Below are 17,381 nucleotides of genomic sequence, written 5' to 3'. Positions count from 1 at the left end.
CCGGACTGCGTTAGAACTCTTCCCAACCGTCGCCGGTGCTGGCGTTGGCGGCTTCTGCCTTCGCCGGCTTCAGCGGCTTCACTGGCTTCGCGGCTGGTGCGGCCTCGGTGCGGGCTTTTGTCACAACCGGTTTTACAGGCGCTTTCGCTACCGGCTTCAGCGCAGGTTTGGCCACCACAGGCGGCGTCGCTTCGGCAACCTCGTTGGCCACCAGCTTCGGCGCACTGGTCACCACGCGCGGCTTGGCCGCGACTGCGCGCACACCCGGCGACGTCGCGAGCTTGAACGCCCCCACGGTCTGCGCCAGCTTGGCCGCTTCTTCCTGCAGCGACGTCGCTGCCGCTGACGCCTGTTCGACCAGCGCCGCATTCTGCGTCGTCACCTGATCCATCTGTGCGACCGCGCCGTTGATCTGCTCGATGCCGGCTGTCTGCTCCTGGCTGGCCGCAGTGATCTCGGCCATGATGTCGGTCACGCGGTTCACGCTCTGCACGATTTCGGCCATCGTCGTACCGGCGCGGTCCACCAGTTCCGAGCCGTGGTGCACTTTCTCGACCGAATCGTCGATCAGGACCTTGATTTCCTTGGCCGCTGCCGCGCTGCGCTGCGCCAGGCTGCGCACCTCGCCCGCCACCACGGCAAAGCCGCGCCCCTGCTCACCGGCGCGCGCTGCCTCGACGGCCGCGTTCAGGGCCAGGATATTGGTCTGGAACGCAATGCCGTCGATCACGGCGATGATGTCGACGATACGCGTGGCCGATGTATTGATCGCGCCCATCGTCTGCACCACCTGCGCCACCACGGCGCCGCCCTTGCCCGCCACTTCCGACGCCGACGTGGCCAGCGCATTGGCCTGGCGCGCATTGTCGGCGTTCTGCTTGACGGTCGACGTCAGTTCTTCCATCGACGAAGCGGTTTCTTCCAGCGAGCCGGCCTGCTGCTCGGTGCGCGACGACAGATCCAGGTTGCCGGCCGCAATTTCGCTGGAAGCGGTGGCGATATTGTCAGTGCCGGTGCGGACCTGGCCGACGATGCGCACCAGTGAATCGTTCATGTCCTTGAGCGCCTGCAGCAGGCGGCCGGTTTCGTCGGTCGACGTGACCTCGATGGTCTGGGTCAGGTCGCCCTGGGCCACGGCGCCGGCGATCTTCACGGCCTGCTCGATCGGACGCACGATCGCGCGCACCAGCAGGTAGCCAACCAGCGCGGCCATGATGAGGCCAAAGGCCAGGCCGGCCAGGCATACCGCGCGCACCAGCTCAAAAGTAGCCTGCGAGGCCTGGTATTCGGCCAGTGCCGCGGTCTGCTGCTCGTTGATCAGCCGGATGCCCAGCGCATTGAGCGATGCATACAACTGCGTCATCGGCCCGTTCAGCAGCTGGATCGCCTGCGCATTGTCATTGGCGCGGATTGCTGCCACTGCCGGCAACAGGCCGCCGTCGACGAACACCTTGCGCGACGCCGTGATCTGCGCGACGAGCGTGCGCTCCTTCTCGCTCATCGGGATCTGCGTGTACTGGCCCCAGAGCTTGCTGATCGTTGCAATATTCGCGTCGACCGAGTCCATCGCGGCGCTGCGCTGACCGGCATCTTCCAGGTTGACCGCCTTGGCCACGGCCAGCTGGTTTGCCGTGATCAGCTGCGTGACCTCCCCGGCCTGGCTCAAGCCGACCAGACGGCGGTCGTACATCTGCTTGAGCTCGGCGTTGGCCGTACCGAGGTTATAGATGCCGATGACGGCGCCGGCAATAAGTTCGACCGCGAGGAACGCGATGACGAAAATGAGGCGCGACTTGATGCTGAGATGTTTAAACATGTTCGCTGGGCTGACGTGTGAAGGGATAGGGATGTTCTATTGGATTATAGAAACTTTACCTTGCCCGTGGGAACTATTGAACGGGAGATTGACGGGTTCCCTATACAACCAGGGCTGGGCGTCGCTGGTCCGCAACAACCCGATGGCCAGCGGTCCAGGCTGCGCCTTGGCAAAAATGACAAGCGCACTGTGAACCGGCAACTTTGTCGATAAAATGACATGATTGTCCACGCCGTCCCATCGAAGCCCCCATGACACTTCCCGTCCTGCTCAATCTGGCCATTGCCCTGGCCGTCTGCGTCTTCCTGTACCGGTTGCAGGCCAACCATGTTTCGTTCACCAAGCGCGTGTTCGCCGGCCTTGGCCTTGGCGTCGTGCTCGGCGCCGCGCTGCAGGTGATGTACGGCGTGGGTGAACCCGAGATCAAGGCCACCAATGAATGGCTGAACGTGATCGGTAGCGGCTACGTCCAGCTGCTGCAGATGATCATCATTCCACTGATCATGGTCTCGATCATCCAGGCGATCCTGAAGCTGCGCGACGCCTCCTCGCTTGGCAAGATCAGCACGCTCACGATCGGCATCCTGCTCATCACGACCATCGTCGCGGCCTCCATCGGCATCCTGATGGCCAAGCTGTTCGGCCTGACGGCGGTCGGCCTGACCTCCACCGCCGCCGAAGTCGCACGCGGTGAGTACATGCAGGGCAACTTGGCCGCGGCCAAGGAACTGTCGCTGCCGTCACTGCTGCTGTCCTTCATCCCGGCCAACCCGTTCCTCGACATGACGGGCGCGCGCAAGACCTCGACCATCGCGGTGGTGGTGTTCTCGATCTTCATCGGCGTCTCGGCCACCGGCATCGCCGGCAAGAAGCCGGAAGTCTTCACGTCGTTCAGCAGCTTCGTGCATGTGGCGCACGTGATCGTGATGCGCATGGTCACGCTGGTACTGCGCCTGACCCCGTACGGCGTGTTCGCGCTGATGGCCAAGGTGGTCTCGAGCTCGAGCTGGCAAGACATTCTTGGCCTGCTCAACTTCGTGGTCGCCTCGTATGCCGCACTGGCGCTGATGTTCTGCGTTCACCTGGCGATGGTCGCAGCCAGTGGCCTGAAGCCATGGCGCTACGTCAAGAAGATCTTCCCGGTGCTGGTCTTCGCGTTCACCTCGCGCACCAGCGCGGGTTCGATCCCGATGAGCGTGGCCACGCAGACCGCGCGCCTGGGCACGCCGGAAGGCACGGCCAACTTCGCCGCCTCGTTCGGCGCCACCATCGGCCAGAACGGCTGCGCCGGTATCTACCCGGCCATGCTGGCGGTGATGATCGCGCCGACGGTGGGCGTCGACCCGTTCACCGCCGCGTTCCTGCTGCCGCTGCTGGCGATCATCGCGTTCGGCTCGATCGGCGTGGCCGGCGTGGGCGGTGGCGCCACGTTCGCGGCGCTGATCGTGCTGTCGGCGATGGACCTGCCGGTGGCACTTGCGGGCCTGTTGATCTCGGTCGAACCGCTGATCGACATGGGCCGCACGGCCCTGAACGTCAGCGGCTCGATCGCTGCCGGCACCGTGACCAGCCGGGTCATGGGACAGACCGACATGCGGGTGTTCGACGACGACGCCGACATCAACCTGGACAGCGAGGCGCGGGCCGTCTGACGCCGCCTGATGGTTTCCGTGCACGGAACAATCGTGCGCTGAAGCCGTCATGAAACCTTCTATGATGACGCCAAGATAACTTTTTGGCGGACTTCATGGAACAAAAATGGCCACAGCAAATTTGGGTCGTCCGGCACGGACAAAGCGCCGGCAACGTCGCCCGCGATCTGGCTGAAGCAGCAGCAGGACACCGCATCGACATCGCCGAGCGCGACGTCGACGTGCCATTGTCCGACCTTGGCGAGCGCCAGTCCGACGCCCTCGGCGCCTGGTTCGCGTCGCTCCCCGCAGCGCAGCGCCCCACCGTCGTCTTGCATTCCCCGTACGTGCGCGCCGCCGAAACGGCCAACCTCGTGATGCGCCACCTCGACCGTGATGACCTGTGCGTGCGCGAAGACGAGCGCCTGCGCGAGAAGGAATTTGGCGTGCTCGACCGCCTGACGACGCACGGCATCGCGCACGACTTCCCCGACCTGTACGAGCAGCGTCACCACGTCGGCAAGTTCTATTTCCGCCCTCCCGGCGGCGAAAGCTGGTGCGACGTCATCCTGCGCCTGCGCAGTGTCATGGATACGATCGAACGGGAATTTGCCGGCGAGCGCGTGCTGATCGTCGCGCACCAGGTCACGGTCAATTGCTTCCGCTACCTGTTCGAGCACCTCACCGAAGCGCAGATCCTCGAATTCGACCGCAACGGCGATGTCCCGAACTGCTCCGTCACGTCCTACGAATTCGATCCCGAGGCCGGCAAGCGTGGCGACCTGTCGCTGCGCCTGGTCAATTTCGTCGCGCCGCTGGAAGAGACCGGCACGCCGGTCACGGCGGCGAAGGACGTCGCATCGGCCCCCAACGCGTAAGGGCACCAGCCATGGACAAGAACCAGGTACACGATGTCGACGCCGCCATGCTGGCCGCCTGGCCGCTGCCGCAGCCGGGCACCGGCGGTGACAAGGAAATGCGCGGCCACATCCTGATCATCGGCGGCTCGCGCGAGATGCCGGGCGCCATCATCCTGGCGGCCACGGCGGCGCTGCGCGCGGGGGCCGGCAAGCTCACGATCGCGACCGGCGCCAGCGTGGCCCAGCTGGTGGCGCTGGCCATGCCCGAGGCACGCGTGATTGGCCTCACCGAGCACGATACCGATGGCTTCAGCCTCGATGCCGTGGCCAGCCTCGACCCGCTGGCCGATCGCGTGAATGCGGTACTGGTCGGTCCCGGCATGCGCGACGAAGCAAGCACGGCGCGCCTGGTGCAGGCACTACTGCCGCGCCTGGTCGAAGCGGATGTTGGCCTGGTACTCGACGCCTGTGCAATGGACGTCCTGCTGTATCCGCCAGAGCACTGGCCCGAAGGCAAGCCGATGCGCTTCGAGCGCCCCGTGATCATGACGCCGCACTGCGGTGAAATGGCCCATTTGACCGGCATTGACAAGGATTGCATCATCGGCCTGCCCGATGCACCGGCCCTGGCCGCGGCGCGCGACTGGAACGCCGTGATCGCGCTCAAGGGTGCACGCACCGTCATCGCCGCACCGGACGGCACGCTGTGGCAGCACGAAGGCGCCGGCAATATCGGATTGGCCAGTTCCGGCTCGGGGGACGTCCTGGCCGGCATCATCGGCGGTCTGCTGGCGCGCGGGGCGACCGAAACGCAGGCCGCGTGCTGGGGCGTGGCACTGCATGCGCGCGCCGGTGACCGGCTGGCGCAGCGACTGGGCACGCTCGGCTATCTGGCACGGGAAATCGCCGCCGAGGTGCCAGCATTGCTGGAACAGATCGGTCGGCAGGACGGGTCAGTGGCACAGGCGGCAAAGCCGGCGTCGGGCGACGTGCACCTGGGAACGTAGCTCACTGGCAGTCACCGGAAGTGTGTAAATAATGTTACCAATTTCCGTAAGTGTGCGGTATCTAACGAACCAGCTGTCGGGCTTGCGGTCTAATCGACACAGATGCATTGAAACACATTGAAGTGGAACAAGATTTACTGAAGTACGCACCGGGGCCGCGTATTGCGTCGGTACCCTCACCGTTTCACCAGCGCCGATCGCGTGTCGGTGGAACTGACCTGGCGCCGCAATGTCCCGAGATCGATTCGGACCCTGCGGCACACAAATAGACGTCAATCGAGGAGTCAAAAATGAATGCAATGACCAAGGCACCAAAAATCCTGCTGACCGCTGCCGTGCTGGCAACCCTGCTGGGCGCATGCAAGAAAGACGAAGCAGCGACCACCACGACCGTTCCAGCCGACACCTCGGCTACCATGCCTAGCGGCACCTCGGGCGCCACCGGCACCATGGGTGACACCGGCACCGGCGCAACCGGCACCGGCACTACGGGTACGGGCGACATGGGCACGGGCGCTGCTGCTGGCACCACCGGCACCACCACCGATACGTCGGGCGCAGCTGGCACCACCGGTACAACCGGCGCCACCGGCACCACGGGCATGACCGGCACCGCAGAAGGCGCCACCAGCCCACAGACCACCGATCCAACCAGCACCACCACGCCGCCAACTGGCACGACCGGCAAGTAATTGCGGTCAAACGACTGAACATTGCCCCGCAGGCTGGGGCAGCGTCAGTGCAGCATGGCAGCCCGGCTTCTCAGTCGGGCTGTTTGTTTTGGGACGGCGCCGGCGGCAATGCCGGCATCCCCTCTGCCACGTCGCGGATCAATTGTTCAACAACGAGAAAATCGGCCGGCTTGGTCAGATGATGATCGAACCCCGCCTGGCTTGAGCGCCGCCGGTCCTGCTCCGCGCCCCAGCCCGTGAGAGCGATCAGCGTCGCGCCTTCCATGCCGGGTATGCGGCGCAGCGCTTCGGCTGCGTCATACCCGGTCATGTCGGGCAGCCCGATATCGAGGAACACGATGTGCGGCAGCAGCGCGGCTGCCTGCAGCAGGGCCGACGCGCCATCGTGCACGGCCGTTACCGCGTGCCCGTTCATCTCGAGCAGCGCCTGCAGCGTTTCGGCCGCATCGACGTTATCGTCCACCACCAGAATCCGCAGCACGCCCGGCTCGTTGCGCGTTACCGGCAACGCGGCCACGGCCGCCGCGGGGGGCGTGGCGCTGTCGGCCGGCAATGGCAGCCAGACCGTGAACTGGCTGCCCTGACCGACTCCGGCACTGCTGGCGGCCACCCGGCCGCCATGCAGCTTCACCAGGCGCTGCACCAGGTTCAACCCAACACCCAGGCCGCCCTGCGCCATCTCGGCGCCGGCATGGGCCTGTGCGTACATGTCGAACACGCCCTGAAGCGCATCGGCGGCAATGCCGATGCCATTGTCCAGCACCGAGATCGCGACTTCATCGCCCTCGATCTGCGCCCGGATTTCCAGCGCGCCGCCCGGTGGCGTGTACTTGGCCGCGTTGTTGAGCAGGTTGCTCAGGATCTGGGCCACGCGATGGCGATCGGCGTGCAGGCCGACATGCCCGTCCGGCAGATGCACGGCCAGCGCGTGGTGGCCGCGTTCGACCAGCGGCATGCTCATGTCGACGGCTTCGCGCACTGCGTCGGCCAGCAGCACACGCTCGCAGCGCAGCGTGACCTTGCCTTCGGCCAGGCGCGCCATGTCGAGCAGATCGTCCACCAGGTGCACCATGTGATCGACCTGGCGCCGCATGATCGCCTGCACGTCGCCGCTGGCCGCGCCGATGCGCATCAGCTCCAGGCTAGATCGGATCGGCGCCAGCGGATTGCGCAGTTCATGCGCGAGCGTAAACAGGAAGTCGCTCTGCGCCCGGTTCTTCGCGCCCAGTTCGCGCGCCAGCCGGTGCAGTTCCTGCTCGGCGTGCTTCTGGCTGTCGATGTCGAGCGTAACGCCGTCGAAGCGCTCCGGCTGGCCATTCGCGTCCAGGCCACACCAGCCGATGGCGCGCAACCAGCGCGGCGCGCCGTCGCCACCGTCGGGAGCGGCAACGCGCGTGCGAAATTCAAGGTCCAGCGGCGTACCGGCGCGCACCGCGTGCTCAACGCTCTCGGCCAGGCGTTCGCGGTCTTCCGGATCGACTGCCGCCAGCAACTCGTTCACCGAGGCGGGGCGCCCGATGTCGACACCGAAATGCAGGGCCATCTCGGCATTGATCTGGAAATGCGTGAACGGCACGTCGGCGTACCATACGCCGATATCGCCCGCCTCGGACACACGCTCGAAGCGCTCCTGTAACAGCTTGCGCGCATGCACGTCGATCACGGTGCCGACATAGCCGTCCGGCTCCCCGGCGGCGTCCACGCGCGGCAGGCCGGCATCGATGAACCAGCGGTAGGTGCCGTCGTGGCCGCGCAGGCGGTAGTCGAGCGAAAACGGCTGGCGCGCCGCACTGGCGGCCAGGAAGATCTCGCCCGAACGCACGGCATCATCGGGGTGCACGTTCTCGAGCCAGCCCATGCCCAGGTCCTGCTCGGGAGTGCGGCCGGTGTAGTCATACCAGCGCCGGCTCAGATAGGTGCACAGGCTGTCATTGTCGGTGGTCCAGAGCATCGCGGGCGAGGCATCGATCAGCGCCCGCACATGCGCTTCGCGCGCCTGTGCATCGCGTGCGTTCTGGCGCCGCTCGCGGCCCAGCGCCACCTGGGTGCCGATGCGCGCCAGCAGCTCGTTGGCCGAAAACGGCTTGACCAGATAGTCGTCGGCGCCGGCCTGCAAGCCCTCGACCTTGGCTTCTTCGCCGGCGCGCGCCGACAGCAGCATCACGGGCAGATGACGCAGCGACTCGCTGGCGCGCACCTTGGCGATCAGGCCGAAGCCGTCCAGGCGCGGCATCATCACATCCGACAGCAACAGGTCGGGCGGGTCCAGCAACGCCATCTCATAAGCTGCCTGGCCGTCGGCCACCGCGCGCACGTCGGCGTGCGGTTCGAGCAGCGACTTGAGGTAGGCGCGCATGTCGTTGTTGTCGTCGGCGACCAGAATGCGTGGTCGTGCTTCAGACTTCACGCCAGACTGCGCGGGTGCGCTCGTGTTCGAATCCGAATCCGGCACCAGCCCAGCGCCTTCCTGCGTGTCGGGCAGCCAGCGCAGTGCTTCCTCGACGAACGCCGCGCCCATGCGCTGGCGGTCGCCCAGCGCCTCCGGCGCCTGCACGATGCGGTCCGCCGGCAGATGGGCGTCGCCAAACGGCAGATCGACATCGAAGCGTGTGCCTTCGCCGAAGGTGCTCGACACCGCGATCGTCCCGCCGTGCAGGCGCACCAGTTCCTGGATCAGCGCCAGGCCAATGCCGGTGCCTTCATAGGTCCGGCCTGGCGCGCCCTCGATGCGGTGGAAGCGCTCGAACATGCGCGGCAGTTCGTGCTCAGGAATCCCGGTGCCGGTGTCCTGCACCGACAGCCGCGCCATGCCGGCATGTTCGCGCAGGCGCACCGTCACGCCGCCGTGCAGCGTGAACTTGAAGGCGTTCGACAGCAGGTTGAAGACGATCTTTTCCCACATGTCACGGTCGACGAAGACCGGCTGGGTCAGTGGCTGCAGATCGACGGTGTAATCCAGGCCACCCTTGGCCATGGCCGACTCGAACACGCCGGCCAGGTCGACCGTCAGGCGCGCGAGGTCGACCGGCATGTAGCTGGCCTGCACGCGGCCCGCTTCGATCCGCGAAAAGTCGAGCAGCGAATTGACCAGCTTGAGCAGGCGCAGCGAATTGCGGTGCGTGAGTTCGATGCGCTGGCGCTGGATCGCATTCATCGACTCAGGCGCATCGGCCAGCGCATCGTCGAGCGGGCCCAGGATCAGCGTCAGCGGCGTGCGAAATTCGTGCGAGACGTTCGAGAAGAACGCCGTCTTGGCGCGGTCGATCTGGGCCAGTTCTTCGGCGCGGCGCTGTTCCTGCTCGTAGGCGACGACGTTGCCCACCGCGGTATTGACGGCCGCGCCAAGCAAGGCGTAGAAGTTGCGGTAGTCGGCGTCGAGCGCGCGGCGCACGCTGACGCCGGCCACGACAAAGCCGAACAACGCCTGCTGGCCGGGCAAGGTCAGTGGCAGCACCAGCGCCGAGCGCGGCGCGTCGTCGTACGGTCCACAGGCAATCCCCCCGAGGCGCGCCGCGACGTCATCGACCTGATGGACGCCGTGCGACGCGCTGCTGCGGGCAAACGGCCAGATGCTGTCATCGACGGCGCTCGACTCGGGCGCCAGCGCACTGCCCGGCGCCAGGCCGGCGCTGCCGCGCAGCACCAGCATGCCGGTCTCGGCATCGATCTGGTAGAACAGCACGAACGGCACGTCCGCCGTCATCTGCGCGCAGTGGCTGGCCAGCTGCGTGCCGATGTCACCGATCGCGCGCACGCCCGCCAGGCTGGCGGTCAGGTCGCGCAAGCCCTTGCTGCGGCGCGCGCTGAGCACCTGGGCCGTGGTTTCAGTAATCGGGTGGAAGATCCCGCCGATCGCGCCGGACTCGTCGCGGATCGGCGAGAACGAGAACGTCATATTGGCTTCTTCGAGGTAGCCGCTGCGGTCGAGGAACATCTGCTGGTCGCGGATGTACGCACCGGAGCCCTGGTGCGCCAGTTCGAAGGCGTCGCCCACGACCGGCAGGGCCGAGGCCCAGACCACCTTGAATGGCGCGCCCATGGCCGCCGGATGCAGGTCGCCACAGATCGGGCGGTAGGCGTCGTTGTAGATCTGGATGTCGTCCGGGCCCCAGCAGACCAGGATCGGGAACGTCGAGGACAGGCACAGGCTGACCGATGTGCGCAGGCTTTGCGGCCAGCCGGACAGCGGTCCGAGCGGCGTGGCCGACCAGTCCATGCTGCGGATCAGTTCACCCATCTCGCCGCCACCCGCGAGCCAGTTCAGGTCGTCGTTAACGAACATGGCGATGGGCTGGGCTGCGGGCATGGGGCTGAACCTTACGGAGGAAAAAAGAGGTGCGGTGTGGCGTCGTGCGAAGGCACACCACCGCTGCACATGCTGCTCAATTGCAAAGTGCATGGCAAAACAGCCGCTATTAGACCATAAGCCGCCGTCCGTTGGTTGCCGGGCTGCTATTTTACAACCCCGATAAAGCAACCATTAGTCACGCATAAAAAAACACGACCAGTAATCACTGGCCGTGTCCGGAAAATCCGGCAAGGCGCGTGCGGCGCCCTGCCCTCTCAGATCAGAGCGGCGCCACCTTGGCACGGCCGCGACCCGTCACCATCTGCACGAGGCGCATGACCACCCGATAGACGAGGCGCACCAGCGTCAGTGCCAGAATGGCTTCGACAAACGTCATCAGGAACGCCACCAGCGCGTTGCGGTGTTCGGCGCGGCGACCGTACTTGGCCACCATGCGATCGCGGGCAATCTCGATGCTGTCATAGAAGGTTGGCACCACCAGCAGCGTCAGGATGGTCGAGGTAATCGTGCCGCCGATGATCGCAATCGCCAGTGGCTGGTAGAACTCGCCCGAGTCACCCAGGGCCAGCGCCACCGGCAGCATGCCGGCGATCAGCGCGAAGGTGGTCATCAGGATCGGTCGCAGGCGCTTGCGCCCGGCCGCCATCAGCGCTTCTTCGCGGTCCATGCCTTCGTCCTCGAGCGCCCTGGCCGCGTCGAGCAGCAGGATTGCGTTCTTGGCCACCAGCCCCATCAGCATCAGGATGCCGATCATGCTCATCAGGTTGAGCGTGTTGCCGGTCATGATCAGGGCCAGCACGACGCCGATCAGCGACAGCGGCAACGACAGCATCACGCCGATCGGCGCCGTGAACGACCCGAACTGCATCACCAGGATCAGGTACATCAGTGCGATGCCCGAGAACAGCGCAATGATCATCTGGGTGAACAGCTCCTGCTGGTCTTCACCCGAGCCACCCAGCGCCAGGCCATAACCCGGCGGGAAGTCGAAGGTACGTGCCAGTTTCATCGCATCGGTCGTGACTTCGCCCGCCGAACGGCCCTGGGCATTGGCCGACACGGTGATCATGCGCTCGCCGTTCTTGTGGCGGATCGCCGACGGGCCCTTGCCCATCGTGATCGACGCGATCTGTTCGAGCGGCACCATCATGCCGGTGCCGGTGACCGGAATCGGCAGGCGCTCGATGCTGTCGGTATTGACGCGGTCGTCCGGATGCAGGCGCACGGCGACGTCGCGGGTTTCACCCGTCGGATCGACCCAGTCGCCCACTTCGATGCCGGCGAACGCCACCCGCAGCGACTGCGCCGCATCGCCCACCGAAATACCCAGCGCATTGGCCAGCCCCCGGTCGAGCACGATCTGCAGCTCGTTCTTCGGATCCTGCTCGGACAGCGCGACGTCGACCGCACCCGGCACTTCACGCAGCTTTTCCATGTAGGCGGTGGTCAGCTCCATCAGTTTGCGCGAATCGGGACCGGTAAATTCCACCTGCACCGGCTTGCCGCCGCCGGACAGGTCATCGATGACCGTGTATTCGGCGCCCACCAGGCTCGAGATTTTGGCGCGCAATTCGACGGCGACTTCTGACGCAGTGCGCTTGCGCTCGCTGCGCTTGCCGATATCGACGTAAATCGTGCCGCCGCTGGTCTTCACGTTGCTGTTCGTGTCTTTTGTTTCAGGCAAGGTGCGGGCCAGCACGGCGGCCGCTTCGAGCTTGCGGCGTGCATACTCGATCGACGACGAGGCTGGTGTACGCACCTCGATCTGCAGGTTGCCCGAGTCCTGCTTGGGCAGGAAGCTCGAACCGCCAAAGAAATGGTGCATGGCCAGCGCGCCGATCAGGCTGAGAACTGCCAGGCACGCCATCGCGCGGCGGTGATGCAGCGCCCAGGCGATCACGCGGCCGTAGCGGTCGGCCTGGTGGTCGAACCAGTGGTTGAAGCGATCGAGCACGGCGCCGATGCCGGTCTTCGGGCGGCTGTGGTGATCCGGTGGATCGCCCCAGAAGGCCGACATCATCGGGTCGAGCGTGAACGAGATGAACAGCGACACGATCACCGAGCAGGTCACGGTCAGCGCAAACGGGCGGAACCACTCACCGGACAAGCCCGGCATGAAGGCCACTGGCACGAACACGGCCATGATCGAGAACGTGGTTGCGGCCACTGCCATGCCGATCTCCGCGGTGCCTTCGAGCGCCGCGGTGCGGCGGTCGGACCCCATTTCCATGTGGCGCACGATGTTTTCACGCACCACGATCGCATCGTCGATCAGCACGCCGATTGCCAGCGACAGGCCCAGCAGCGTCATGAAGTTCAGCGTGAAGCCGCACAGCCAGACCGCGATGAACGCCGCCAGCACCGACGTCGGCAGCGCCAGGGCGGTGATCAGCGTCGAGCGCCATGAATTGAGAAACGCGTAGACGACGAACACGGTCAGGACGGCCCCCAGCACCAGCGCTTCGATGACGTTGTTCAGGCTCGACTGCGCATCCTTGCCGCCGTCAATCACGACCTCGAGTTTGGTGCCGGCCGGCAGCAGTTTGCTCTGCGCTGCCACCACTTCGTGGACGCGCTTGGCCAGCGACACGGTCGAGGCATCACGTGAGCGCGAAATCTGCAGGCCCACATTCGGCTTGCCGCTGCGCACCGACAACGTATTCACGTCGGCGAAGCCATCGCGGATCTCGGCCACCTGGCTCAAGCGCACGATCTGGTCGCCATTGCGCTTGACGACGATCTGCGAAAAATCTTCGGGCCGCTCGATGCGCCCGACCAGGCGGATGCCTTTTTCGTCGAGTTCGCTACGCAGCTTGCCCACCGGCGCATTGGTATTCCCGTTACGCAGCGCGTTGGTGACGTCGGACGCCGAGATATTGAATTCGCTCAGCTTCTCGGCGCGCAGCAGCACCGACAGCTCGCGCCGCAGCGCGCCGTTGACGACCACAGTGGACACGCCATCGATGCCGCGGAATTCGTCGGCCAGCACGTCTTCGGCATAGCGCGAGATTTCGGCGTGGCTCTGGGTGCTCGACGACAGCGCCAGCGACATGATCGGCTGGGCCGACGGATCGATCCGGCGCAGCACCGGCTCGCGCATTTCGATCGGCAGCTTGTAGCGCACCGCGGCAATCGCATTGCGCACGTCGTCCGACGCTTCGATCAGGTCGCGGTCGAAGTCGAATTCCATCCAGATCGAGGCGCCGCCTTCGTAGGAGTTGGAATTGACATCCTTGACGCCCTGGATTGCCTGCATCTGCTTTTCGAGGCGGTTGGTGATCTCGCGCTCGGCGGTCTCGGGCGATGCGCCCGGATACGGGATGTCGACGACGATGATCGGAATCTCGACATCCGGGTTCTGGTTGACTTTCAGCTTGGACAGGGCCAGCAGGCCGATAGCCATCATCGCGACGATGATGACAATCGTCGCGACCGGTTTCTTGACACTAAAATTGGACAGGAACATGGTGGGTTTTCCTTTGGTGTTCCTGGGCTTACTTGCCCTGGACTGCGCCTGCACCCGCGCCAGCGCCATTCGCGCTGGCCACCCGGGCGTTCGGCATGTCGACCTTCTGGCCGTCCTTCAGGTTCGACGTCGGTGCACGCAGCACCACGTCGCCGGCCGCGAGGCCCTGCTTGATCTCGACATTGCCGGTACGGGCGTCGCGCGCGCCGACCACCAGCTTGACCTTCGACAGTGTCTTGTCCCTGATGCGCCAGGTGTGGCTGGCGTCTCCCACGCGCACCAGCGCGCTCTCGGGCAGCATCAACGCGTCGCTCGCAGCGGCGTCGACACGCCCTTCTGCGTACAGGCCGGCCACGCGCGGCTGCGCATTGTCGACAAAGCCCACCAGCACCTCGACCTGGCGCGTGACCGGATTGGCAGCCGGGTCAATACGCTTGACCACGCCGGCAAACGTCTGGTCCGCATAGCCATTGACGCGGAAGTTGACCTTCTGGCCGATCTTGACGGTGCTGACCGAGTCGGCCGAGACCGCGCCTTCGAAGCGCATGCTGGTCGGATCGATGACCTTGACGAGTTCCTTGCCGATGGTGGCGGTGTCGCCATTGGACACCTTGCGCTCGGAAACGATGCCGTCGAACGGCGCGCGCACGGTGGTGCGGGCCAGTTGCTGGCGTGCGGTGGCCACACGGCTGCGCGAGCTCGACAGTTCACTCATGGCGTTGTTGCGCGCCATTTCGGCGTCGTCGAGCGCCTTGGCCGACGTCATGCCCGACGCCGTCAGGGTTTTCAGGCGCTCGAGCTGGCGGTTGGCCTGGTCGACGGCCAGCGAGGCCGCGCGCTGCATGTCTTCGGCCGACATCAGGGTGTCGCGGATCGAGGTTTCGTCGAGGCGCACCAGCACGTCGCCACGCTTGACCGGCTCGCCGTTTTCCTTGAGCACCTGCAGCACGATGGCCGAGACTTCGGCGCGCAGGTCGGCGCGACGCTCGGGCTCGATCGAGCCGGTAATCACCGGGCCCGACGACACTGATGCGCTCTGGATCGTCAGGACATCCTCCTGCGCCACGGTCAGCTGGGTCGGCTTGTTGTCCTTGCCCTCGGGGGCTTTGGCATCCTTGCCGCAAGCAACTAAGCTTGATGCGATGGCTAGAACGAGGAGTGTTTTGCGCAGCATGGTGGTTCTCCGGAAATGGACTCGGTGTTTTTATAAAAATAAGGTCAGATACATCCAGCGCGCAGTATTCAGGAGGTCTCCAGCAGCGTCAATTGACGAACCTGTGTACTGCCGGATTCGATGGATGAAGTGCGGAATCTGGCGATGAGCTGCATTCCGTCCGGGATGAAATGCAGTAAAAAACGGACAACCAACGAACAATCACGGACGCCCGGAGGTCCGGCGAGATGCGCGGCGAGATGCGCGGCGCACGCACCCCGTACGTACACTAGAACCCGCCCAGTACGGTATAGATCAGAAAGCCCATGCCGATGCCGGTCAGGATGCCGCCGGCGATCTCGAACCGGGTGTGGCCCATGCGCTCGCGCAGGATGACGTAATCTTCCTTGCCCTCATTCAGGCGGTTCAGCGTGACGGCGTGGCGACCGACGTGCTGGCGCAGACTGTTGGCGTCGATCATGACGATAAAGGCGAGCGTGACAGCCACGCCGAATGCCGGATGGCCCATGCCTTCGCGCAGCGCGATCAGCGTGGCCATGCTGGAAACGACGGCGCTATGGTTGCTGGGAAAGCCACCGTTGCCGACCAGGTCGAAGGCCCAGCGCCGATAGCGGATGCTGGAAATAAAAAACTTGATCGGGCCGACCACCATCCAGGTCAGTACCGGTGTGACGAGATAAATGAGTTCCATGGTTTCTTAGAGTGAAAAATGCTGGGCAGAATTATCTCAGAAGCAAGGCTCGGCAGGCGACTTTCGGTACAGTCGATTTTGGCAGGGACACGGTAATATTGTCCCAACGGGTACCTGCACACAAGAGGCGCATATGCGGCATTTCCGGTGGTCCTTCGTCGTGACGGCAGTGCTGATGGTGCTGGCGGGCTGGTGGGGCTATGCGCACCGGGGCTGGCCCGGGCTGTTGCAGGCCTTATGGATTACTGCCATCCTCGGCGTGCTGGAAGTGTCGCTTTCTTTCGACAATGCCGTCGTCAACGCGTCGGTACTCAAGCACTGGAACGAATTCTGGCGCAAGTTGTTCCTCACGGTCGGCATCCTGGTGGCGGTATTCGGGATGCGCCTGCTGTTTCCACTTGTGATCGTGGCGGCCGCGACCGGGCTCGGGTTGCCGGACGTCTGGCATATGGCGCTCGACAATCCCGACGAGTATTCGCGCAACCTGACCGCGCATCACGCCGAGGTTGCCGCTTTCGGCGGCGCCTTCCTGATGCTGGTGTTCCTGAACTTTTTGTTCGATGAAGAAAAAGAGCTGCACTGGTTCGACTGGTTCGAAGCGAAGGTGGGCAAGTACGGCACCGAAGGCCTGGCCGTGCTGCTCACGCTGCTGTGCGTCGTCGCCGCCATGCGCCTGATGCCAGAGGCGCGCAAGCTGGCGGTGCTGATCGCCGGCGTCACGGGCGTGCTCATCTATATAGCGGTGAAATGGCTCAGCAACTTGCTGGAAGCCAAGGAACACGACCCGTCGGTGGGCGCGATGATCTCGCAGGGCAGCATCGGCGGCTTTTTGTATCTCGAGGTGCTCGATGCGTCGTTCAGCTTCGACGGCGTGATCGGCGCGTTTGCCATCACCAACGATGTCGTCATCATCATGCTGGGGCTGGCCATCGGCGCCATGTTCGTGCGCTCGATGACCGTGTTCCTGGTCTACAAGGGCACGCTGCAGGAATTCGTGTATCTGGAGCATGGCGCGCACTACGCCATCGGCATCCTGGCGCTGATCATGTTCGCCAGCGTCCACTATCACATCCCCGAATGGTTCACCGGGCTGTCGGGGCTGGCATTCATTCTGGTGTCGCTGTGGTCGTCGATCCGGTATCGCCGGCGCCTGGCGCGCGCGGCGCCGACCGGCCCTGAAACAGGCTGACCCGGCCAGTCCCCGGAATCTCGGTTTGCGATTGGGGCAAGGCGTGGCAGAATGGGCGCGCACCGCGTTTGCGCTGCACGTTTGACAACCCCGACCACTTTATTGATCGACCAGCCACCCAACCATGCCGACCACCATGCCCAAGCGCACTTCCGCCATTCTGCTCATCCTCATCGCCGTTGTCGCTGTCCTGGCTGCAGGCTATACCTGGTTCACGCTGACCTGGTCGTACTCCGAGGGCGAACGTGCCGGCTACCTGCAGAAATTCTCCAAACGCGGCTGGCTGTGCAAAACGTGGGAAGGCGAGATTCTGCTGTCGAGCATGCCGGGCGCGATTCCCGAGCGCTTCGTGTTTACGGTGCGCGACGAAACCGTGGTGCCGGCCCTGCTGGCCAGCATGGGCAAGCGCGTGCAGCTGACGTATGACCAGCACAAGGGCGTACCGACCACGTGCTTTGGCGAGACCGAGTATTTCGTGTCGAAAGTGGCCGGCGGCCCGGACAATCCGCTGTCGCCAAGCCAGGCGCCGGCGCAGTAAGCACAGGG

11 protein-coding genes are annotated in these 17,381 nt (G+C 64.8%); 6 read left to right on the top strand and 5 right to left on the bottom strand.

Features of this window, described 5'->3' with window-relative positions; all coding sequences use genetic code 11:
- Positions 1-10: 10 nt before the first annotated feature.
- Positions 11-1,816 (bottom strand): methyl-accepting chemotaxis protein, encoded by a 1,806-nt coding sequence (locus AC56LH_RS04310; protein WP_499644328.1) that lies wholly within the window; start codon positions 1,814-1,816, stop codon positions 11-13.
- 251 nt (positions 1,817-2,067) lie between these two features.
- On the opposite strand from AC56LH_RS04310, the gene AC56LH_RS04305 reads away from it, so the two are divergent.
- The 4 genes from AC56LH_RS04305 (at position 2,068) to AC56LH_RS04290 (ending at position 6,006) form a co-directional block, all read left to right on the top strand.
- Positions 2,068-3,468, top strand: coding sequence for an L-cystine transporter (locus AC56LH_RS04305; RefSeq protein WP_183550473.1), 1,401 nt, complete (start codon positions 2,068-2,070; stop codon positions 3,466-3,468).
- A 95-nt stretch (positions 3,469-3,563) separates the two neighbouring features.
- Complete coding sequence (locus tag AC56LH_RS04300) at positions 3,564-4,325, top strand: histidine phosphatase family protein (RefSeq protein WP_499644326.1); 762 nt, start codon at positions 3,564-3,566, stop codon at positions 4,323-4,325.
- An 11-nt stretch (positions 4,326-4,336) separates the two neighbouring features.
- A complete protein-coding gene (locus tag AC56LH_RS04295; protein ID WP_499644325.1) occupies positions 4,337-5,314 on the top strand; it encodes an NAD(P)H-hydrate dehydratase in 978 nt (325 codons plus the stop codon).
- 290 nt (positions 5,315-5,604) lie between these two features.
- Positions 5,605-6,006: a hypothetical protein gene (locus AC56LH_RS04290; RefSeq protein ID WP_499644324.1), complete on the top strand. Its 402-nt coding sequence runs from the start codon at positions 5,605-5,607 to the stop codon at positions 6,004-6,006.
- A 70-nt stretch (positions 6,007-6,076) separates the two neighbouring features.
- Here the strand turns inward: AC56LH_RS04290 and AC56LH_RS04285 are convergent, their stop codons facing one another.
- The 4 genes from AC56LH_RS04285 to AC56LH_RS04270 all read right to left on the bottom strand — a co-directional run bounded on the left by AC56LH_RS04285 (position 6,077) and on the right by AC56LH_RS04270 (position 15,646).
- A complete protein-coding gene (locus AC56LH_RS04285) occupies positions 6,077-10,312 on the bottom strand; it encodes an ATP-binding protein (protein WP_499644322.1) in 4,236 nt (1,411 codons plus the stop codon).
- A 262-nt stretch (positions 10,313-10,574) separates the two neighbouring features.
- Positions 10,575-13,781 carry an efflux RND transporter permease subunit gene (locus AC56LH_RS04280; protein WP_499644321.1) on the bottom strand — a complete coding sequence of 1,069 codons (3,207 nt, stop codon included), beginning with the start codon at positions 13,779-13,781 and terminating at the stop codon, positions 10,575-10,577.
- Between the two features lie 28 nt (positions 13,782-13,809).
- Positions 13,810-14,955 (bottom strand): efflux RND transporter periplasmic adaptor subunit, encoded by a 1,146-nt coding sequence (locus tag AC56LH_RS04275; RefSeq protein ID WP_499576828.1) that lies wholly within the window; start codon positions 14,953-14,955, stop codon positions 13,810-13,812.
- A 268-nt stretch (positions 14,956-15,223) separates the two neighbouring features.
- Positions 15,224-15,646 carry a divergent PAP2 family protein gene (locus AC56LH_RS04270; protein ID WP_499644319.1) on the bottom strand — a complete coding sequence of 141 codons (423 nt, stop codon included), beginning with the start codon at positions 15,644-15,646 and terminating at the stop codon, positions 15,224-15,226.
- A gap of 133 nt (positions 15,647-15,779) precedes the next feature.
- On the opposite strand from AC56LH_RS04270, the gene AC56LH_RS04265 reads away from it, so the two are divergent.
- Both AC56LH_RS04265 and AC56LH_RS04260 read left to right on the top strand, forming a co-directional pair.
- Entirely contained in the window at positions 15,780-16,835 is a 1,056-nt protein-coding gene (locus AC56LH_RS04265; protein ID WP_499644317.1) for a DUF475 domain-containing protein, read from the top strand.
- 136 nt (positions 16,836-16,971) lie between these two features.
- Positions 16,972-17,373: a DUF8785 domain-containing protein gene (locus AC56LH_RS04260; protein WP_499644315.1), complete on the top strand. Its 402-nt coding sequence runs from the start codon at positions 16,972-16,974 to the stop codon at positions 17,371-17,373.
- Positions 17,374-17,381: the final 8 nt, after the last annotated feature.

The sequence above is a fragment of the Telluria sp. LT1R51-2 genome, assembly GCF_059685775.1.
The sequence above is the reverse complement of the archived record's forward strand: the minus strand, read 5'-3'. Positions and strand labels throughout refer to the sequence as shown.

Excerpts from the sequence above, each read along its gene's own strand:
- AC56LH_RS04310 (WP_499644328.1), bottom strand. The coding sequence starts at position 1,816 with ATGTTTAAACATCTCAGCATCAAGTCGCGCCTCATTTTCGTCATCGCG.
- AC56LH_RS04305 (WP_183550473.1), top strand. The coding sequence starts at position 2,068 with ATGACACTTCCCGTCCTGCTCAATCTGGCCATTGCCCTGGCCGTCTGC.
- AC56LH_RS04300 (WP_499644326.1), top strand. The coding sequence starts at position 3,564 with ATGGAACAAAAATGGCCACAGCAAATTTGGGTCGTCCGGCACGGACAA.
- AC56LH_RS04295 (WP_499644325.1), top strand. The coding sequence starts at position 4,337 with ATGGACAAGAACCAGGTACACGATGTCGACGCCGCCATGCTGGCCGCC.
- AC56LH_RS04290 (WP_499644324.1), top strand. The coding sequence starts at position 5,605 with ATGAATGCAATGACCAAGGCACCAAAAATCCTGCTGACCGCTGCCGTG.
- AC56LH_RS04285 (WP_499644322.1), bottom strand. The coding sequence starts at position 10,312 with ATGCCCGCAGCCCAGCCCATCGCCATGTTCGTTAACGACGACCTGAAC.
- AC56LH_RS04280 (WP_499644321.1), bottom strand. The coding sequence starts at position 13,781 with ATGTTCCTGTCCAATTTTAGTGTCAAGAAACCGGTCGCGACGATTGTC.
- AC56LH_RS04275 (WP_499576828.1), bottom strand. The coding sequence starts at position 14,955 with ATGCTGCGCAAAACACTCCTCGTTCTAGCCATCGCATCAAGCTTAGTT.
- AC56LH_RS04270 (WP_499644319.1), bottom strand. The coding sequence starts at position 15,646 with ATGGAACTCATTTATCTCGTCACACCGGTACTGACCTGGATGGTGGTC.
- AC56LH_RS04265 (WP_499644317.1), top strand. The coding sequence starts at position 15,780 with ATGCGGCATTTCCGGTGGTCCTTCGTCGTGACGGCAGTGCTGATGGTG.
- AC56LH_RS04260 (WP_499644315.1), top strand. The coding sequence starts at position 16,972 with ATGCCCAAGCGCACTTCCGCCATTCTGCTCATCCTCATCGCCGTTGTC.